Here is a 14,572-nt window from a genome sequence, read left to right on the forward strand (position 1 = left end):
CCTGCGCCGTCCCCGGCGAGCGGAAGTTGTCGAAGATCGCGATGGGAAAGCGGTCGCGCGAGCGGGACGCGCTCGTTCTCGATACCGTGCGCCGGCGGGTTCGACGAGCGAATCCCGCGGAGCCTTTGGTAATGACGATTTTCACAAGTTACTCACCCGGGTAGGATCTGGCAATCCCTCGGAAGGAGGAGAGAACCGGTGGCTCGCACGTACGGCGGGGTCGCGCCCGAGCAACGTCGTGCCGACCGTCGCCAGCGGCTGCTCCTGGCCGGCCTCGAGCTGTTCACCTCCACCGGGTTCCGGCACACCAAGATCACCGAGATGTGCGCGCGGGCCGGGGTGTCGACGCGGAACTTCTACGAGGAGTTCGCGAGCAAGGAGGACGTGCTCCGCACCCTCCACGACCAGATCAACAGCCTGGCGCTCGCGCACGTCACCGCGGAGCTCGACAAGGTCGCCGAAGCCGACGCGCTCACCCGCATCTCGACGCTTCTCGACGTCTTCATCGCGACGGTCACCGTGGATCCCCGGATGCCGCGCCTCAACTACGTCGAGGCGGTCGGCGTCAGCGCCGAACTGGAGGCGCAGCACCAGGTGTGGGTCGACCGCTGGGCGAACTTCATCGCCGCCGAGGCGAATCGCGCCGCGGAACACGGCGTCGCGCCCGTGCGGGACTACCGGCTGACGGCGATCGCGCTGGTCGGGGCGGGTACCGGGCTGCTGCGCGAATGGCAGGCGCACGACCCGCCGCTGCCGGTCGAACAGATCGGCGCGGAGTTCCGCGCGATGATGTGGTCGGCCATCATGCGGCCGGAAAAGATCTTGGACATCGAGGGCAACCGCGGCGCGACCTCCGACGTGGAAGAGTCGAGCCGGGAGGGGGATCCGGGGGGACACCGGCGAACGTGAAGGGCCGTTACCAGCAGCGGACGCTGGTAACGGCCCTTCACGGACTTTACGGGGTGCGCGCCGTCGGAATGCCCAGGGAAACCGGGCCCGTCTCCTGGCACAGGTCGTGACAGGTGTTGTCGAGCGTGCAGCACAACGAGCAGATCGGCCCGCTCTGCTTGGCGCAGTCGGCGACGTCCGGCAGTTCGTACGGATCACCGCAGACCGAGCAGGTGTACGTCGCCCGCAGGTCGATGTCCTGATCGGGCCCGGCGACCGTGTTCGGCCGGGCCAGGTAGTACTTCCCGCGCGTCACGACGGCCAGCGTCGGCACCAGCACAATCGCGATGACCAGCGCCAGCAACGGGCTGAACGCCGCCAGGAACTGCCCGAAGGCACCGAAGTACGCCGCGATCGAAACCGTCGAAGCGACGAGCATCGAGCCGAACCCGACCGGATTGATCTTGTGCAGGTAGGCCCGCTTGAACTCGATGTACTTCGGCGAGAGCCCGAGCGGCTTCGCGATGACCAGATCCGCGCACACCGCGCCGATCCAGGCGATCGCGACGTTCGAATAGAAGCCCAGGATCTTGTTGAGGAACCCGAACGCGCCGAACTCCATCAGCGCGAGCGCGATCCCGCAGTTCACCAGCACGTACCAGACTCGGCCCGGGTGCTTGTGCAGCACACGGGAGAAGAAGTTCGCGAACGACAGCGAGCCCGAGTACGCGTTGGTCGTATTGATCTTGATCTGCGAGACGACGACGAACAGCGCGGCGAACGTCAGGGCGACCGGGCCGAGGGCCGGTTTCACCGCCTCGACGTACGGCGCGATCGGCTCGAGCGCGGCCGTCTTGCCGACGACGCCGAGCGCGAGGAACGCCAGGAGCGCGCCGCCGATCTGCTTGGCGGCCCCGAGGATGACCCAGCCGGGCCCGGCGGCGAGCACCGCGGTCCACCAGGCCCGTTTGTTCTCCGTCGTCTTCTCCGGCATGAACCGCAAGTAGTCGGCCTGCTCGCCGATCTGCCCGATCAGCGACAGGGCGACACCCATGCCGAAACCGAACCCGATCGCGGAGAACCCGGACCCGGCGCCTTCCGTGCCGCCGAAGGCCGCGAAGTCGGCGAAGCGGCCCGGCTCGCGGACCAGCACGACGACGAACGGCAGCACCAGCCCGGCGAGCCACAGCGGCTGCGTCCAGGTCTGCATCTTCGCCACCGCGCCCATGCCGTAGAGCGCGAACGGCAGGACGATCAGCGTGGCCAGGAGGTAGCCGACCGCCAGCGGGATGCCGAGGGCGAGCTCGAAGGCCTGGCCCATGATCGAACCTTCGAGCGAGAAGAAGATGACCGTGAAGCTCGCGTAGACGAGCGAAGTGAGCGTCGACCCGAAGTAGCCGAAGCCGGCTCCGCGGGTCAGGAGGTCCATGTCCACTCCGGACTTCGCGCAGGCGGCCGCGATGGGCACGCCGGTCGTGAAGATGACGACGGCGGCGGCGAGGATCGCCAGCACCCCGGAGGTGAAGCCGTAGGAGAGCACGATGCTGGCGCCGATCGCGAAGTCGGCGAGGTAGGCGATGCCGCCCAGCGCCGTCGTCGCGACCACGAACGGTGACCATTTCCGGAACGAATGAGCGGCGAAGCGCAGTGAGTAGTCCTCGCGGTTTTCGTTCGCCGCGAGCGGGGCGTACTGGCGTTGCGGTGGGACCGTTTCGGGAGTGCCTTCTGGGGCGTTCGACAGGATCTCGGTCATGCCTGCCTCCGGGGGTGGTGGGGAACGGGCCGAAAGATAGCCGCGTCCTTTATCGATCCCGGTCCAGGAGGTAACGCGGGCGTAAATGGTTGCTGACGGGCGGTTACGGGACGATGGCGGCGAAGTCGTGTCGGGAGTCACCGTTCAGTGGGTTCCGCTGCAGCTCGCGAGGCCCTAACGTCACCTGGACCCAAGTGTCAGGGCCCCGACCGGGTACGGAGGTTTGGCGATGATGCCGGAGATCGAGGACAAGGTGGAAGACGCCGTAGTACGCCTGCCCGGGATGCGCGTCGCCTATGACGGCGCCGCGTTCGACGAGTCGGCGCTGGCGGCCACGTGGACCGACCAGTTGCAGGGCTGGCTGAACCAGGCCGTCGCCGCCGGGATCGCCGAACCCAACGCGATGGTGCTCGCGACCGCGGACGCCGAAGGCCGCCCGTCGTCGCGCACCGTGCTGTGCAAGGGCCTCGACGAGCGGGGTGTCGTGTTCTACACGAACTACACCTCGTCGAAGAGCCACGACCTGACGGCGACGCGCTACGCGTCGGTGACGTTCCCCTGGTACGGGCTGCACCGCCAGGTCCACGTCCGCGGCGAGGTCGAGAAGGTCGGCGTCAAGGAGACGGCGGAGTACTGGGCGCAGCGGCCGCGCGGCTCGCAGCTCGGCGCCTGGGCGTCCCCGCAGTCCCGCGTCGTCGACGGGCGCCGCGCCCTGGAGACCGCGCTGAACGGCATCGAGCGGCGCTTCGCCGACGTCGAGCACATCCCGGCCCCGCCGCACTGGGGCGGCTGGCGGATCCGGCCGGACCTCGTCGAGTTCTGGCAGGGCCGCGAGGACCGCATGCACGACCGGCTCCGCTACATGCGCCACGAAGACGGCTGGAACATCGAGCGCGTCGCGCCGTAGTTCTCTGCTCCCGAAGGGCCCTCGCCACGGCGGGGGCCCCTTCGGCGTCCGGCGACGAAAATCACGCGACCGGGGATAGTTAGCCGAGCTAAGCTCGTTGGTTGTGAGTGATCAACCGGGGACCTTGCCGCCCCGCACGGGCATCCGCGGGCTCCTCGGGCGCATTGTCGTCGACACCCGGCCGTTGAAGATCCCGGCCTTCCGCCGGCTCTGGCTGTCCACTGTGGTCACCGCGGTCGGCACCCAGCTGACCGCCGTCGCCGTGCCCAAGCAGGTCTTCGACCTCACCGGCTCCTCGGCGTACGTCGGCCTCAGCGGGCTCGTCGCGCTGGTCCCGCTGCTGGTCTTCGGGCTCTGGGGCGGCGCCATCGCCGACGCCGTCGACCGGCGGAAACTCCTGTTCGTCACGAACGTCGGGGTCGCGATCACGTCCGCGCTGCTCTGGCTGCAGGCGTTCCTGAACTTCGGCTCGGTGTGGCTGGTGCTCGGCCTGCTGGCCGTCAACCAGGCGTTCTTCGCGATCAACATGCCGACCCGCGGTGCCGTCGTCGCCCGGCTCGTCCCGCCCGAGCTGCTGCCGTCGGCGAACGCGCTGAGCACCACGATGTCGACGTTCGGCGCCGTGTTCGGCCCGCTGATGGCCGGCGCGCTGATCCCCGTCCTCGGCCTCTCGACGCTCTACCTGATCGACGTCATCGCCCTGACGATCACGCTCTTCGCGGTCTGGAGGCTGCCGTCGATCCCGCCGCTGAACGGGCCCTCGCGCCGCGCCGGCGTCCGCGACGTCGTCGACGGGTTCCGGTACCTGGCCGGGCAGAAGATCCTGCTGGCCTCGTTCGTCGCCGACATCATCGCGATGGTGTTCGGGATGCCGCGGGCGCTGATCCCGGAGATGGCCGAGCGCACGTTCGGCGACCCGCCCGGCGGCGGCCCGGCGCTCGGCTGGCTCTACGCCGCGCTGCCCGCGGGCGCGATGCTGATCGGGCTGTTCTCCGGCTGGCTGACGCGCATCCACCGCCAGGGCGTCGCGGTCGTCATCTCGATCTGCGCGTGGGGCGCGGCGGTCGCCGCGTTCGGGCTCGCGCACTCGCTGTGGCTCGCGGTCGTCTTCATGGCGGCGGCCGGCGCCGCGGACATGGTCAGCGCGGTCTACCGGATGGCGATCCTGCAGACCGCGACCACCGACGAGATGCGCGGCCGGCTCCAGGGGGTGTTCACCGTGGTCGTCGCCGGCGGCCCGCGGATCGCCGACCTCACCCACGGCTGGGGCGCCGCCGCGTTCGGCACCGCGGCCACGGCGACCGTCGGCGGACTGCTGGTGATCGTGCTGGTCCTGGCCGCGATGCTGGTGCTTCCGGCGTTCTGGCGGTACCGGGCGCCGACGGCGTAGGACGCCTCCGGCTACTGTGCAAAGTATGCGTATCGCAGTCGCTTTGGTCGCTTTTGCCGCTTTGACCGCCTGCTCCGCCGAGGACAAGCCGGCGCCGGCGCCCAGCTCGTCGTCGCCCGCGCCCAAGCCGAGCACGAACGCCGCCGCGGCGTCGCTCGACCCGTGCGCGCTGCTGCCGGCCGCGGCCGTGTCGAAGGCGCTGTTCCTGGACAACCTCACGGCGGTGCCGGGACCGGTGCAGGACAACGCGGCCAGCGGCGGCAAGGCCCGCACCTGCGAGTACAAGCTCGACAACAAGGCCGCGGGCGCGCTCGCGGTGACGCGGTACGACGGCCGGCAGGCGAAGCCCGCCGACATGGTCGCGTCGATCAAGAAGGCCAAGCCGGGCGCCCAGGACGTCGCCGGTTTCCCGGACGGCGCGGTCTACTACGTCGACGAGCAGAAGACGGCGACCCTCGCGTCGGCCGAGCTGGTGTCGGGGACGCCGGTGCTGATCAACTACACCGGCCCGGCGAAGATGACGCCGGATCAGATCGCGCCGCTGGTCAAGGCCGCCCTCGCGGCCAGCAACTGAGCTGTGCCGTCCGGGGCTCCGCCCCAGCCGGATCCCCGGAACCGCTGATCAGGCCCAGCCGACGAGCTGTCGCTGCCCCACGGCCGGCAGCTGCTTCAACGCGGGCCGCGTGATCGCGCCCGGCCCGGCCCGCAGGAGCACCGCCGCGGTGTCGCCGGTCTTGATCCCGGCGCGGGCGATCGCCTCGTCGCGGTCTTCTTCGGCCGCCCTCGCCTGACCGGCGTAGAAGGCCAGTTCGTCCAGGATTACCCGGCGCTGCGCCGGGTCCTGCCGCTCGAGCCGGCGGGTCCCGTCGTCGAGTGACCGGATGCCCGGGCCGGCTCGTTCAGCCGCGCCGAGTGCTCGCCGACGATCATCGTCGCAGGGCCGCCAGCTCCACCGGGCTGTGGGCGGAGAACACCGTCACCTCGTCCTGATGCTCCTTCACCAGCTCCTGCAGCCGGGCCAGGTTGTCCAGGCGGGCCTGGCGTTTCGTCTGGACGATGTTCTGGAACGCCGTCATGCCCGGCGGGCAGTGCGGGGCGACCGGGTCGAGCTGGCCGTGGAAGAAGTACGCGTCGCCCGCGTGCAGGAGCCAGCCGTCACCGGTGTCGATCGCGACGCCGCTGTGGCCGAGCGTGTGGCCCGTCAGCGGGACCAGCAGGATCTCCTCCGGCAGGCCCTTCAACGACCGGACCGCGTCGAAACCGAACCAGGGCTCGCCCGTCTCGTCGTAGGTGCTCCACAGTGGACGGTGGGCGAACTGGGCCGCGCGGTAACGGTTCTTCTCCGCCGCGTTCGACGGGGCCGTCGCCGCGCGCTGCTCCTCGGTGCGGACGTGCACCACCGCGTTCGGGAAGTCCGCCAGCCCGCCGGCGTGGTCGACGTCGAGGTGGGTCGGCACGATGTGGCGGACGTCGGCCGGGTCGAGGCCGAGCGCCTCGATCTGCGCGACCGCCGTCTCGGCCGCTTCGAGCCGGGCGCCGACCATCGCCATGAACGGCCGGCCCAGCCACTTGCCCGGCTGGGCGACACCCTGGGTGCCGAACCCGGTGTCGACCAGCACCAGGCCGTCGCCGGTCTCGATCAGCAGGCAGTGGGCGACGAGCTCCGCCCGCCGCAGCAGCCCGGGCTCGCCGTCGAGCAGCTTGCCGCCCGCCGGGCGCATCGTGCCGCAGTTGAAGTGGTGCACCTTCATACGCTGCTCCTGGTGCTCAGCCGGAGGAACTGGGTCTCGTCGTGCGCGGCGAAGACGCTCACCTCGTCGCCGTGCTCCTGAACAAGCTGTCGCAGGCGGGCGTGATTGTCCAGCCGGGCGCCCTTGACCGTCTCCATCCGGCCCTCGAACCACCGCAGGCCCGGCGGGCAGTGCGGCGCGGCCGGGTCGACCTGGCCGTGGAAGAAGTACGAGTCGCCCGCGTTGAGCAGCCAGCCGCTGCCGGTGTCGACGGCGACCCCGGCGTGGCCGCGGGTGTGCCCGCCGAGCGGGATCAGCAGGACCTCCTCGGGCAGGCCGGTCAGCTGCCGGACGGCGTCGAAGCCGAACCACGGGTCGCCCGTGTCCGGATAGGACGTCCACTGTGGACCATGACTGAACTGGATCTTCCGGTACCGCCCGCGTTCGGCGGCGTCACGCGGTGACCGCAGGGCCCGCAGCTCCTCGGCGTAGACGTGCACCCGCGCCCACGGGAAGTCGATGAGCCCGCCCGCGTGGTCGAGGTCCAGGTGGGTCAGCACGATGTCCCGGACGTCCGCCGGGTCGTGACCCAGCGCCCGGATCTGCGCGATCGCGGGCAACGCCGGATCCGCGATCGGGTTCGACTGCCGGACGAACCCGGCGCCGAGCCAGGCCTCGCGGTCGACGGCGGCCGGCGTGCCGGTACCGGTCTCGACCAGCAGCAGCCCGGTGGCCGTCTCCAGGAGCAGGCAGTGGCAGACCATGGTGGCGCGGCGGAACAGGCCCGGCCGGCCGTCGACCAGCCGGCCGCCGGGCGGGCGCATGGTCCCGCAGTTCAGGTGGTGGACGCGCATCAGGAGAACTCCCGTTCGAGGGTGGCGTGCAGGTGGGCGGCGACGGCCCGCAGCGGGGCGACGTCGCGGCGGGTGCGGGCCAGCAGCAACCCGCCTTCGACGGCGGCGAGCACGATGGTGCCCAGCTCGTCGGCGCGATCCGCGGGAAGTCCTTGCGTGGCAAGGTATCCGGTGAGGATATCGTGCCAGTCCGCGTAGCCGTCCGCGCACGCCTCCCGGATCGGTTCGCTCTCGGCGGCGGCGTCCAACGCGACTGTCGCGAGTGGACAGCCGCGCTGGAAGTCCGACTCCGTCAGGAAGTTCGCGAGCGCGTCGACGACCCGGTCGATCGCGGTCGCGACGTCCGGGGCGCCGGCCACGACCGCGCGGAGCAGCTCGCCCGTGCGTTCGCTCGACAGCCGGACGGCTTCGGCGGCCAGTTGTTCCTTGCCGCCGGGGAAGTGGAAGTAGAGCGACCCCTTCGGCGCGCCCCCGGCCGTCGTCAGCTGAGTGAGGCCGGTGGCGTGGTAGCCCTGCGAGTGGAACAGGTCGGCGGCGGTGTCGAGCATCCGCTGCCGCGTGTCGGTGCGGCGAACCATGGAAGGGACCGTAACGCAAACTATGACGACCGGTCTAGTGAGTAACGCTGAAAAGCCCGGCTGCGGCCATCCGGGTGAGCCTGCTGGTCTGACCGAGCGACAGCGCGCACTATCACTAAGCGTGAGCGAATCCGAGTTCGTGGCACCGCCGGGTGGTGTTCGCCGAGAGCTGCCCCGCGCCGCCGCCAGCTCGCGGCGGCGCGTCACCGTGACGCTGGTGCTGCGTCGGCGTTCGTCAATCCCTGACCAGCTCAGCGCCGGTCCGGACACTCTCGGACGAGAGCTGTTCGCCGAGCGGTACGGCGCCGATCCGGTCGACGTCGAGATCGTCCGCACGGCCCTGGAAAAGCTCGGGCTGGAGGTCGGGGGCAGCGATCTCGGTACACGGAGCGTAGTCGTCTCGGCTCAAGTCAGGACCCTCGTCCGGGTGCTCGGGACCCGGCTGTGGATCCCCGCCGAACTCGACGGGATCGTCCTCGCGGTGCTCGGTTTCGACGACGGGCCCGGCGAGCTCCTGGCCGCCCTGGCCGCGGCGGTGCACGCCGAGCCGACGCCGCCGGTGCTCGACGTCGGCGTCGCGGACGAGGACTGGACCGAGCAGGAACGTGCCGTGCTGGCCGAGCTGCTGGCGGACGCGGCGGCGCTGGGCATCAAGGTCGTCCGGCCGCGTCGGTAAGGTCGTCCGCATGGGCAACCCGACCGGTCAGCAGTTCGAGATCACCCGCGGCAACGCGCGCGCCGTCGTCACCGAGATCGGTGCGGGCCTGCGCGCGTTCGAAGTCGGCGGAGTGCCGTACGTCGAGGAGTTCGCCGAAGACGCGAAGCCGCCGAAGGGCGCCGGACAGGTGCTGCTGCCCTGGCCGAACCGGACCAAGGCCGGCTTGTGGACGTTCCAGGGGGAGCCGCAGCAGCTCGAGATCACCGAGGAGGCGCGCGGCAACGCCATCCACGGCCTGACCCGCCACCTCGAGTGGGAGCTGCTGGAGCACGCCGAGTCGTCGATCACCCTGGCCGTCGACGTCGAGGTGCAGCCGGGCTGGCCGGTGCCGCTGCGCGCGACGATCACCTACGACCTCGCGCCGCGCGAGCTGACGATCACCCACGAAATCCGCAACGAAGGCGAGCAGCCGATCGGCGTCGGCGTCGGCACGCACCCGTACTTCCGGATCGGCGACGTCCCGACCGACGAGCTGACCCTCACCCTGCCCGCGAGCCGCGTCCGGCCCTACCTCGGCGACGAGCAGATGCCGTACGCGCCGGAGCAGGACGTCGAGGGCACCGACTTCGACTTCCGCGGCGGCCGCGTCCTCGCGGGCGTCGACCTGGACACGGCGTTCGGCGGACTCGCCGCGGCCGACGACGGCCTGCACCACTTCGTCCTCGCCCACGGCGAGCAGGAGCTGCTGGTCTGGACCGGCCCGGACTTCCGCTGGGCGCAGGTGTTCACCCCGGACGACCTGGTCGGGCGCGGCCGCGCGGTCGCGATCGAGCCGATGACCTGCCCGGCCGACGCGCTCAACACGGGCACCGACCTGGTCGAGCTGGAGCCGGCGACGTCGTGGTCCGGCAGCTGGGGCATCCGCGTCAAGTGAAGCCGCTTCGCCTGGGCGTCGCCGACGCGGGCGAAGTGCTGACGCTGCAACGCGCGGCGTACGTCACCGAAGCCCGCGCGCACGACGACTTCGACCTGCCGCCGCTGCTGGAGACCTTCGCCGAAGCGCAAGCGGCGTTGGCGTCGTGCCTTTCGTGGGGCATCCGGGAGAACGGCCGGCTGCTCGCGTCGGTGCGCCTGACGGTGACCGGGCACGTCGGCGTGGTGACCCGGCTGGTCGTCGCGCCCGACCGGCAGGGCGCGGGCCTGGGCGGCGGGCTGCTGCTCGCCGCCGAGGCGGCGGCCCCGCCCGAGGTGACGGTGTTCCGGTTGTTCACCGGGTCGAAGAGCGTCGGGCCGCTGGGGTTGTACGCGAAGCACGGCTACCGCGAGACGCACCGGACACCGGAGAACAACCACGAATTGGTGCACCTGGAGAAGGTGCGGGTTCCGTAGGCTGCTCCGGTGCAGACGGTCTCGTTCTGGCAGGCCTGGGGGCTGTGGTTCGACGGCCAGTCCGTGGCGGGCTTCCGGCTGTGGGGTCTGCCGGTGCTGTGGTGGGGCCGGTTCGGCAAGCTCGGCCAGTTCACCGGCGGCCTGGCGGCGATCATCGACATCGTGGGCGTCGCCCGGATCACGGGGTGGGGCGAGCGGCTGCGGGCGAGGCCGATCGCGGCGCAGCGGCAGACGCTCGCCGAAACCCGGCGCCGCAGCCGCGCGATCTTCCGCGCCGCCTACCGCGACCTGCTGGCCGACTTCGTCCAGTCGAAGGAGGCCAAGCACCGCCGTCTCGGTCTGGGGCTGGGCAAGCCGAAGCGGGAACCGCTCGACGTGGAGACCCGGCGGGTCAAGCGCATCCTCATCACCGTCGTGCTCGTCTGGGCGGCGCTGCTGTGGGGCCTGACCATCTGGGCCCGCTCGGCGTGGGACGACCGGTCATTCGATCCGGGCCTGCCCTGGTGGCTGCCGATCCTGTTCTTGGCCCTGACCTTCCCGTTTTCCTTGATGGCCATCTTCACCGGCCTCTCGCTCGGCCTGAATCTGCTGGCCCGGGCCTGGCCGCTGGTCGTTTACGGCCTGTTCGTCCGCGTTCGATCTGCTGGCGAGCTGAGCCCCGCGTCGCGGCGTCCAGGCGAGTTCGTTAGCGTGGCGAACTATGGCGAAGGCAATTGTCGGGGGCTACGTCGTCCCCATCGACGGTGATCCCATCGACAACGGCACGGTCCTGATCGACGACGGCAAGATCGTCGCGGTCGGCACGGAGGCCGACGTCGACATCCCGGAGGACGCCGAACTGGTCGACGCGGCCGGCACCTGGGTGCTGCCCGGCTTCATCGACGCCCACGCCCACCTCGGCGTCCACGAGGACGGCGAAGGCTGGGCCGGCAACGACACCAACGAGATGACCGACCCGAACGGCGCCCGGTTCCGCGCGATCGACGGCATCGACCCGTACGAGCCCGGCTTCGACGACGCGCTGGCCGGCGGCGTCACGAGCGTCGTCATCAAGCCCGGGTCGGGTAACCCGATCGGTGGCCAGACCATCGGCGTCAAGACCTGGGGCCGCAGCATCCTCGACATGGTCTTCGCGGAAGGCGTCAGCGTGAAGAGCGCGCTCGGCGAGAACCCGAAGCGCGTGTACGGCGACAAGAAGCAGACGCCGTCGACGCGGCTGGGCGTCGCGGCGATCCTGCGCGAGGCGTTCACGAAGGCCCGCAACTACCAGGCGAAGCGCGACCACGCGGCCGCCGAGGGCAAGCCGCACGAGGTCGACCTGACCCAGGAAGTCCTGGCCAAGGTCCTCGACGGCGAGCTGTACTGGGACCAGCACGTCCACCGCGCGGACGACATCGTGACGGCGATCCGGCTCGCCGACGAGTTCGGCTACAAGCTCGTGATCAACCACGGCACCGAAGGTCACCTGATCGCGGACCTGCTCGCCGAGCGCGACGTCCCGGTCATCCTCGGCCCGCTGTTCACCACGAAGTCCAAGGTCGAGCTGCGCAACCGCACGCTGCGCTCGGCGGGCATCCTGGCCCGCGCCGGCGTCAAGATCGCGATCACCACGGACCACCCGGTGATCCCGATCAACTTCCTGGTCTACCAGGCGGCGCTCGCGGTCAAGGACGGCCTCGACCCGCACACGGCCCTGAAGTCGCTGACCGTCAACCCGGCTGAGATGCTGGGACTGGACGGGCAGATCGGCTCGCTGAAGCCGGGCCTCGACGCGGACGTGGTGCTGTGGTCCGGCGACCCGCTGGACGTGATGAACCGCGCGCTGCGGGTCTTCGTCCGCGGCGCCGAGGTGTACCACTTCGACGAGCAGCTGGGCGAAGGCGTATCGGCGGACCGCCGGTACCGCGAGTCCCGCTGACCGTCCCTTGAGCGGGCGGACGACACGTCGGTTACCGGGCGGTTCCGGCGTGTCGTCCGCCTATTTTCTTCACGACAGCAGGGCGTCGAGGTCGAGCCTGACCGGGAACGGGACGTCGGTCGTGAAGGTGCCGGTGACCGCGGGCGCGTCTTGGTACCCGCGGCAGGCGACGAGCGAGACCGGCTCGGTGAGGTCGATGATCCAGTAGTGCGGGATCCCGGCGTCGGCGTACTCGTCGTGCTTCACCCGGTAGTCGGTGCGTCTCGAGCCCGGCGACACGATTTCGATGACCACGGCCACCTCGTCGGCGCGGATCAGGTCGCCGACGCGGGCGACCGCGGCTCGGTCGAAGACCAGCAGGTCCGGGCGGCGGGAGAAGCCGGGCTCGCCGTGCGGCGCCAGCTGCAGGTCCAGGTCGGTGCCGAGGGCGAAGGCGAGACCGCGTGGCAACTGCCGTTCGAGCTGTCCGGCCAGCCGGCACGCGGCCATGTTGTGCCTCCGGCCGGCGCCGGGCGACGGCACCACCCGGCCTTCCACCAGTTCGGTGAAACCACGGTCGGTTTCCCCGAGCGCTCGGTACTCCTCGACTGACAGCAGACGGCCGGACATGGGGTAACGGTATCTGTGCCGGCCGTGCGACAGCCTTCGCTGGACCGGGCTACACCGAGGCCTTCAGTTCGCGCGCGATGACCATCCGCTGGATCTGGTTCGTGCCTTCGAAGATCTGCGGCACCTTCGCTTCGCGCATGTACCGCTCCACCGGGAAGTCCCGCGTGTACCCGGCCCCGCCGAGGACCTGGACGGCGTCTGTCGTCACCTTCATCGCGCCGTCCGTCGCGACCAGCTTCGCGATCGAAGCCTGGCGCTGGAACGGCATCCCGCGGTCGCGTCGCCGGGCCGCGTCCAAGTACGTCGCGCGGGACGACTCGACCGTGGCCGCCATGTCGGCCAGCAGGAATTCGACGCCCTGGAAGTCGATGATCGGGCGGCCGAACTGCGAGCGGCCCTTCGCGTACTGCACCGCCTCGTCCAGCGCCGCCTGGGCCAGGCCCACCGCGCACGCCGCGATGCCCAGCCGGCCGGAGCTCAACGACGACAAGGCGATCTTCAAGCCGTGGCCCTCGTCGCCGATCAGGCGGTCCGCCGAAACCGTGGCGTCGTCGAAGATCAGCTGGGCGGTCGGGGACCCGGTGAGGCCCATCTTCCGTTCGCGCGGCGCCGCCGACAGGCCCGGTGTGGCGCCGTCGACCAGCAGGCACGAGATGCCGCGGCCGCCGTCGTCGCTCGTGCGGACCATCGTCGTGTAGAAGTCCGCGACGCCGGCGTGGGTGATCCACGCCTTGGTGCCGTTGACGACGTAGTCCGAGCCGTCGAGACGCGCGCGGGTCGTCAACGCGGCCGCGTCCGAGCCCGCCTGGGTCTCCGACAGCGCGTACGCGCCGAGCAAACCGCCTTCGAGCATGTCCGGGAGCCACCGGTCACGCTGCTCGTCGGTGCCCCAGTTGGCCAGGCCGTAGCAGGACATCGTGTGCACCGAGAGCCCGACGCCGACCGTCATCCACGCGGCCGCGATCTCCTCCAGGACCTGCAGGTACACCTCGTACGGCACGTCGCCGCCACCCCAGCGCTCCGCGTACGGCAGCCCCAGCAGCCCGGACTTGCCGAGCAGCCGGAACTGCTCGCGCGGGAACCGCTCGGCCTCCTCGGCCTCGGCCGCGCGGGGCGCCAGCTCGTCGCGGGCGATCTCGGTCGCCAGGGCGAGCAGGTCCTCGGCGTCCGAGTCGGGCAGCAGGCGTTCGGCGGGCATCGTGGTCCTCCCGGATAACGGTACTGAAAACAGTACTGTGGGTCTGCTTAGAGTACAGTACGACAAGCCTGGGGTGGCCGGAAGACGTAGGAGATAGTGGTCCGATGGAAGCCAGTCGCCGGCCCACCGCGAGGCAGCGTGCCCTGCTCGCCGACCTCGAGGCCCTCTTCCTCGCGGAGGGGTTCGCCGCCTTTACCCTGGACGACATCGCCGCCCGCCTGCGCTGCTCGAAGTCGACGCTCTACGCGCTCGCGCCCAGCAAGGAGCAGCTCGCCGTCAAGGTCGTCGCCCAGTTCTTCCGGGGCGCCGCGGAGCGGATCGAGGAGCGGATCGCCGGGATCGACGACGCGCCGAAGCTCATCGGCGAGTACCTGGCCGGCGTCGCCGAGCACCTGAATCGCGCGTCGGCGACGTTCATGCGCGACATCGCCGAGTTCGCCCCGGCCCGCGAGACCTACCAGGTCAACAGCCGGTTCGCGGCGCAGCGGATCCGCGCGTTCATCGACAAGGGCGTCGCCGACGGCGTCTTCCGCGACGTCCACGCCCGGCTCGTCGCCGAGATGACCGGGCTGATCGTCGAAGGCATCCAGACCGGCGTGCTCGCGCAGCGGACCGAGGTGTCCGACGCCGAGGCGTTCACCGCTCTGGGTGAGCTGCTGCTCGGCGGGTTGAACAAATAGCGGACAGGAATTGTCACCCG

The 14,572-nt window shown here is 70.7% G+C and carries 17 protein-coding genes; 10 read left to right on the top strand and 7 right to left on the bottom strand.

Going from position 1 to position 14,572, the window contains the following annotated elements; all coding sequences use genetic code 11:
- The first annotated feature begins 198 nt into the window (after positions 1-198).
- Positions 199-909, top strand: a complete 711-nt coding sequence (locus OG494_RS41950) for a TetR/AcrR family transcriptional regulator (RefSeq protein WP_328448371.1) — start codon at positions 199-201, stop codon at positions 907-909.
- A gap of 46 nt (positions 910-955) precedes the next feature.
- On the opposite strand, the gene OG494_RS41955 is transcribed toward OG494_RS41950, so the two are convergent.
- Complete coding sequence (locus tag OG494_RS41955; protein WP_328448373.1) at positions 956-2,641, bottom strand: purine-cytosine permease family protein; 1,686 nt, start codon at positions 2,639-2,641, stop codon at positions 956-958.
- Between the two features lie 229 nt (positions 2,642-2,870).
- On the opposite strand from OG494_RS41955, the gene pdxH reads away from it, so the two are divergent.
- From pdxH to OG494_RS41970, 3 genes are all read left to right on the top strand, one after another.
- Positions 2,871-3,548 carry a pyridoxamine 5'-phosphate oxidase gene (gene pdxH, locus OG494_RS41960; RefSeq protein ID WP_328448375.1) on the top strand — a complete coding sequence of 226 codons (678 nt, stop codon included), beginning with the start codon at positions 2,871-2,873 and terminating at the stop codon, positions 3,546-3,548.
- Between the two features lie 124 nt (positions 3,549-3,672).
- Complete coding sequence (locus tag OG494_RS41965; RefSeq protein ID WP_442874526.1) at positions 3,673-4,938, top strand: MFS transporter; 1,266 nt, start codon at positions 3,673-3,675, stop codon at positions 4,936-4,938.
- 25 nt (positions 4,939-4,963) lie between these two features.
- A complete protein-coding gene (locus OG494_RS41970) occupies positions 4,964-5,512 on the top strand; it encodes a DUF3558 family protein (RefSeq protein WP_328448379.1) in 549 nt (182 codons plus the stop codon).
- Between the two features lie 48 nt (positions 5,513-5,560).
- Here OG494_RS41970 and OG494_RS48525 read toward each other — a convergent pair whose 3' ends face one another.
- Genes OG494_RS48525 through OG494_RS41985 form a run of 4 tightly spaced genes read right to left on the bottom strand, consistent with a single transcriptional unit; the run spans position 5,561 to position 8,100 of the window.
- Positions 5,561-5,821 (bottom strand): DUF5958 family protein, encoded by a 261-nt coding sequence (locus tag OG494_RS48525; protein ID WP_442874528.1) that lies wholly within the window; start codon positions 5,819-5,821, stop codon positions 5,561-5,563.
- A 43-nt stretch (positions 5,822-5,864) separates the two neighbouring features.
- On the bottom strand, positions 5,865-6,689 hold the full coding sequence (locus OG494_RS41975) for an MBL fold metallo-hydrolase (protein WP_328448380.1): 825 nt from the start codon (positions 6,687-6,689) through the stop codon (positions 5,865-5,867).
- Positions 6,686-7,522, bottom strand: coding sequence for an MBL fold metallo-hydrolase (locus OG494_RS41980; protein ID WP_328448381.1), 837 nt, complete (start codon positions 7,520-7,522; stop codon positions 6,686-6,688). The genes OG494_RS41975 and OG494_RS41980 overlap by 4 nt, the downstream gene beginning before the upstream one ends.
- On the bottom strand, positions 7,522-8,100 hold the full coding sequence (locus OG494_RS41985; RefSeq protein WP_328448383.1) for a TetR/AcrR family transcriptional regulator: 579 nt from the start codon (positions 8,098-8,100) through the stop codon (positions 7,522-7,524). The genes OG494_RS41980 and OG494_RS41985 overlap by 1 nt, the downstream gene beginning before the upstream one ends.
- A gap of 121 nt (positions 8,101-8,221) precedes the next feature.
- On the opposite strand from OG494_RS41985, the gene OG494_RS41990 reads away from it, so the two are divergent.
- Genes OG494_RS41990 through OG494_RS42010 form a run of 5 tightly spaced genes read left to right on the top strand, consistent with a single transcriptional unit; the run spans position 8,222 to position 12,065 of the window.
- The gene (locus OG494_RS41990) at positions 8,222-8,776 is read left to right on the top strand and encodes a hypothetical protein (protein WP_328448385.1); all 555 of its coding nucleotides are present in this window, start codon (positions 8,222-8,224) and stop codon (positions 8,774-8,776) included.
- Between the two features lie 10 nt (positions 8,777-8,786).
- Positions 8,787-9,692 (top strand): aldose 1-epimerase family protein, encoded by a 906-nt coding sequence (locus OG494_RS41995; RefSeq protein WP_328448387.1) that lies wholly within the window; start codon positions 8,787-8,789, stop codon positions 9,690-9,692.
- Entirely contained in the window at positions 9,659-10,147 is a 489-nt protein-coding gene (locus OG494_RS42000) for a GNAT family N-acetyltransferase (RefSeq protein ID WP_328448389.1), read from the top strand. The genes OG494_RS41995 and OG494_RS42000 overlap by 34 nt, the downstream gene beginning before the upstream one ends.
- 9 nt (positions 10,148-10,156) lie before the next feature.
- Positions 10,157-10,894: a hypothetical protein gene (locus OG494_RS42005; RefSeq protein WP_328448391.1), complete on the top strand. Its 738-nt coding sequence runs from the start codon at positions 10,157-10,159 to the stop codon at positions 10,892-10,894.
- A complete protein-coding gene (locus OG494_RS42010; protein ID WP_328448393.1) occupies positions 10,848-12,065 on the top strand; it encodes an amidohydrolase in 1,218 nt (405 codons plus the stop codon). Before OG494_RS42005 ends, OG494_RS42010 begins: the two co-directional genes overlap by 47 nt.
- Before the next feature lie 69 nt (positions 12,066-12,134).
- On the opposite strand, the gene OG494_RS42015 is transcribed toward OG494_RS42010, so the two are convergent.
- A complete protein-coding gene (locus OG494_RS42015) occupies positions 12,135-12,674 on the bottom strand; it encodes a Uma2 family endonuclease (RefSeq protein WP_328448395.1) in 540 nt (179 codons plus the stop codon).
- Positions 12,675-12,723: 49 nt separating this feature from the next.
- Positions 12,724-13,872, bottom strand: a complete 1,149-nt coding sequence (locus OG494_RS42020; RefSeq protein WP_328448397.1) for an acyl-CoA dehydrogenase family protein — start codon at positions 13,870-13,872, stop codon at positions 12,724-12,726.
- A gap of 104 nt (positions 13,873-13,976) precedes the next feature.
- Between OG494_RS42020 and OG494_RS42025 the strand changes: the two genes are divergently transcribed.
- The gene (locus OG494_RS42025) at positions 13,977-14,552 is read left to right on the top strand and encodes a TetR/AcrR family transcriptional regulator (protein WP_328448399.1); all 576 of its coding nucleotides are present in this window, start codon (positions 13,977-13,979) and stop codon (positions 14,550-14,552) included.
- Positions 14,553-14,572: the final 20 nt, after the last annotated feature.

It is taken from the genome of Amycolatopsis sp. NBC_00438, from assembly GCF_036026695.1.
GTDB lineage: Bacteria > Actinomycetota > Actinomycetes > Mycobacteriales > Pseudonocardiaceae > Amycolatopsis.

What these genes read in the sequence shown, in the direction of transcription:
- OG494_RS42010 (WP_328448393.1), top strand. Translation starts at nt 10,848, where the DNA reads ATGGCGAAGGCAATTGTCGGGGGCTACGTCGTCCCCATCGACGGTGAT.
- OG494_RS41970 (WP_328448379.1), top strand. Translation starts at nt 4,964, where the DNA reads ATGCGTATCGCAGTCGCTTTGGTCGCTTTTGCCGCTTTGACCGCCTGC.
- OG494_RS41975 (WP_328448380.1), bottom strand. Translation starts at nt 6,689, where the DNA reads ATGAAGGTGCACCACTTCAACTGCGGCACGATGCGCCCGGCGGGCGGC.
- OG494_RS42025 (WP_328448399.1), top strand. Translation starts at nt 13,977, where the DNA reads ATGGAAGCCAGTCGCCGGCCCACCGCGAGGCAGCGTGCCCTGCTCGCC.
- OG494_RS42020 (WP_328448397.1), bottom strand. Translation starts at nt 13,872, where the DNA reads ATGCCCGCCGAACGCCTGCTGCCCGACTCGGACGCCGAGGACCTGCTC.
- OG494_RS41985 (WP_328448383.1), bottom strand. Translation starts at nt 8,100, where the DNA reads ATGGTTCGCCGCACCGACACGCGGCAGCGGATGCTCGACACCGCCGCC.
- pdxH (WP_328448375.1), top strand. Translation starts at nt 2,871, where the DNA reads ATGATGCCGGAGATCGAGGACAAGGTGGAAGACGCCGTAGTACGCCTG.
- OG494_RS42015 (WP_328448395.1), bottom strand. Translation starts at nt 12,674, where the DNA reads ATGTCCGGCCGTCTGCTGTCAGTCGAGGAGTACCGAGCGCTCGGGGAA.
- OG494_RS41955 (WP_328448373.1), bottom strand. Translation starts at nt 2,641, where the DNA reads ATGACCGAGATCCTGTCGAACGCCCCAGAAGGCACTCCCGAAACGGTC.
- OG494_RS41995 (WP_328448387.1), top strand. Translation starts at nt 8,787, where the DNA reads ATGGGCAACCCGACCGGTCAGCAGTTCGAGATCACCCGCGGCAACGCG.
- OG494_RS41980 (WP_328448381.1), bottom strand. Translation starts at nt 7,522, where the DNA reads ATGCGCGTCCACCACCTGAACTGCGGGACCATGCGCCCGCCCGGCGGC.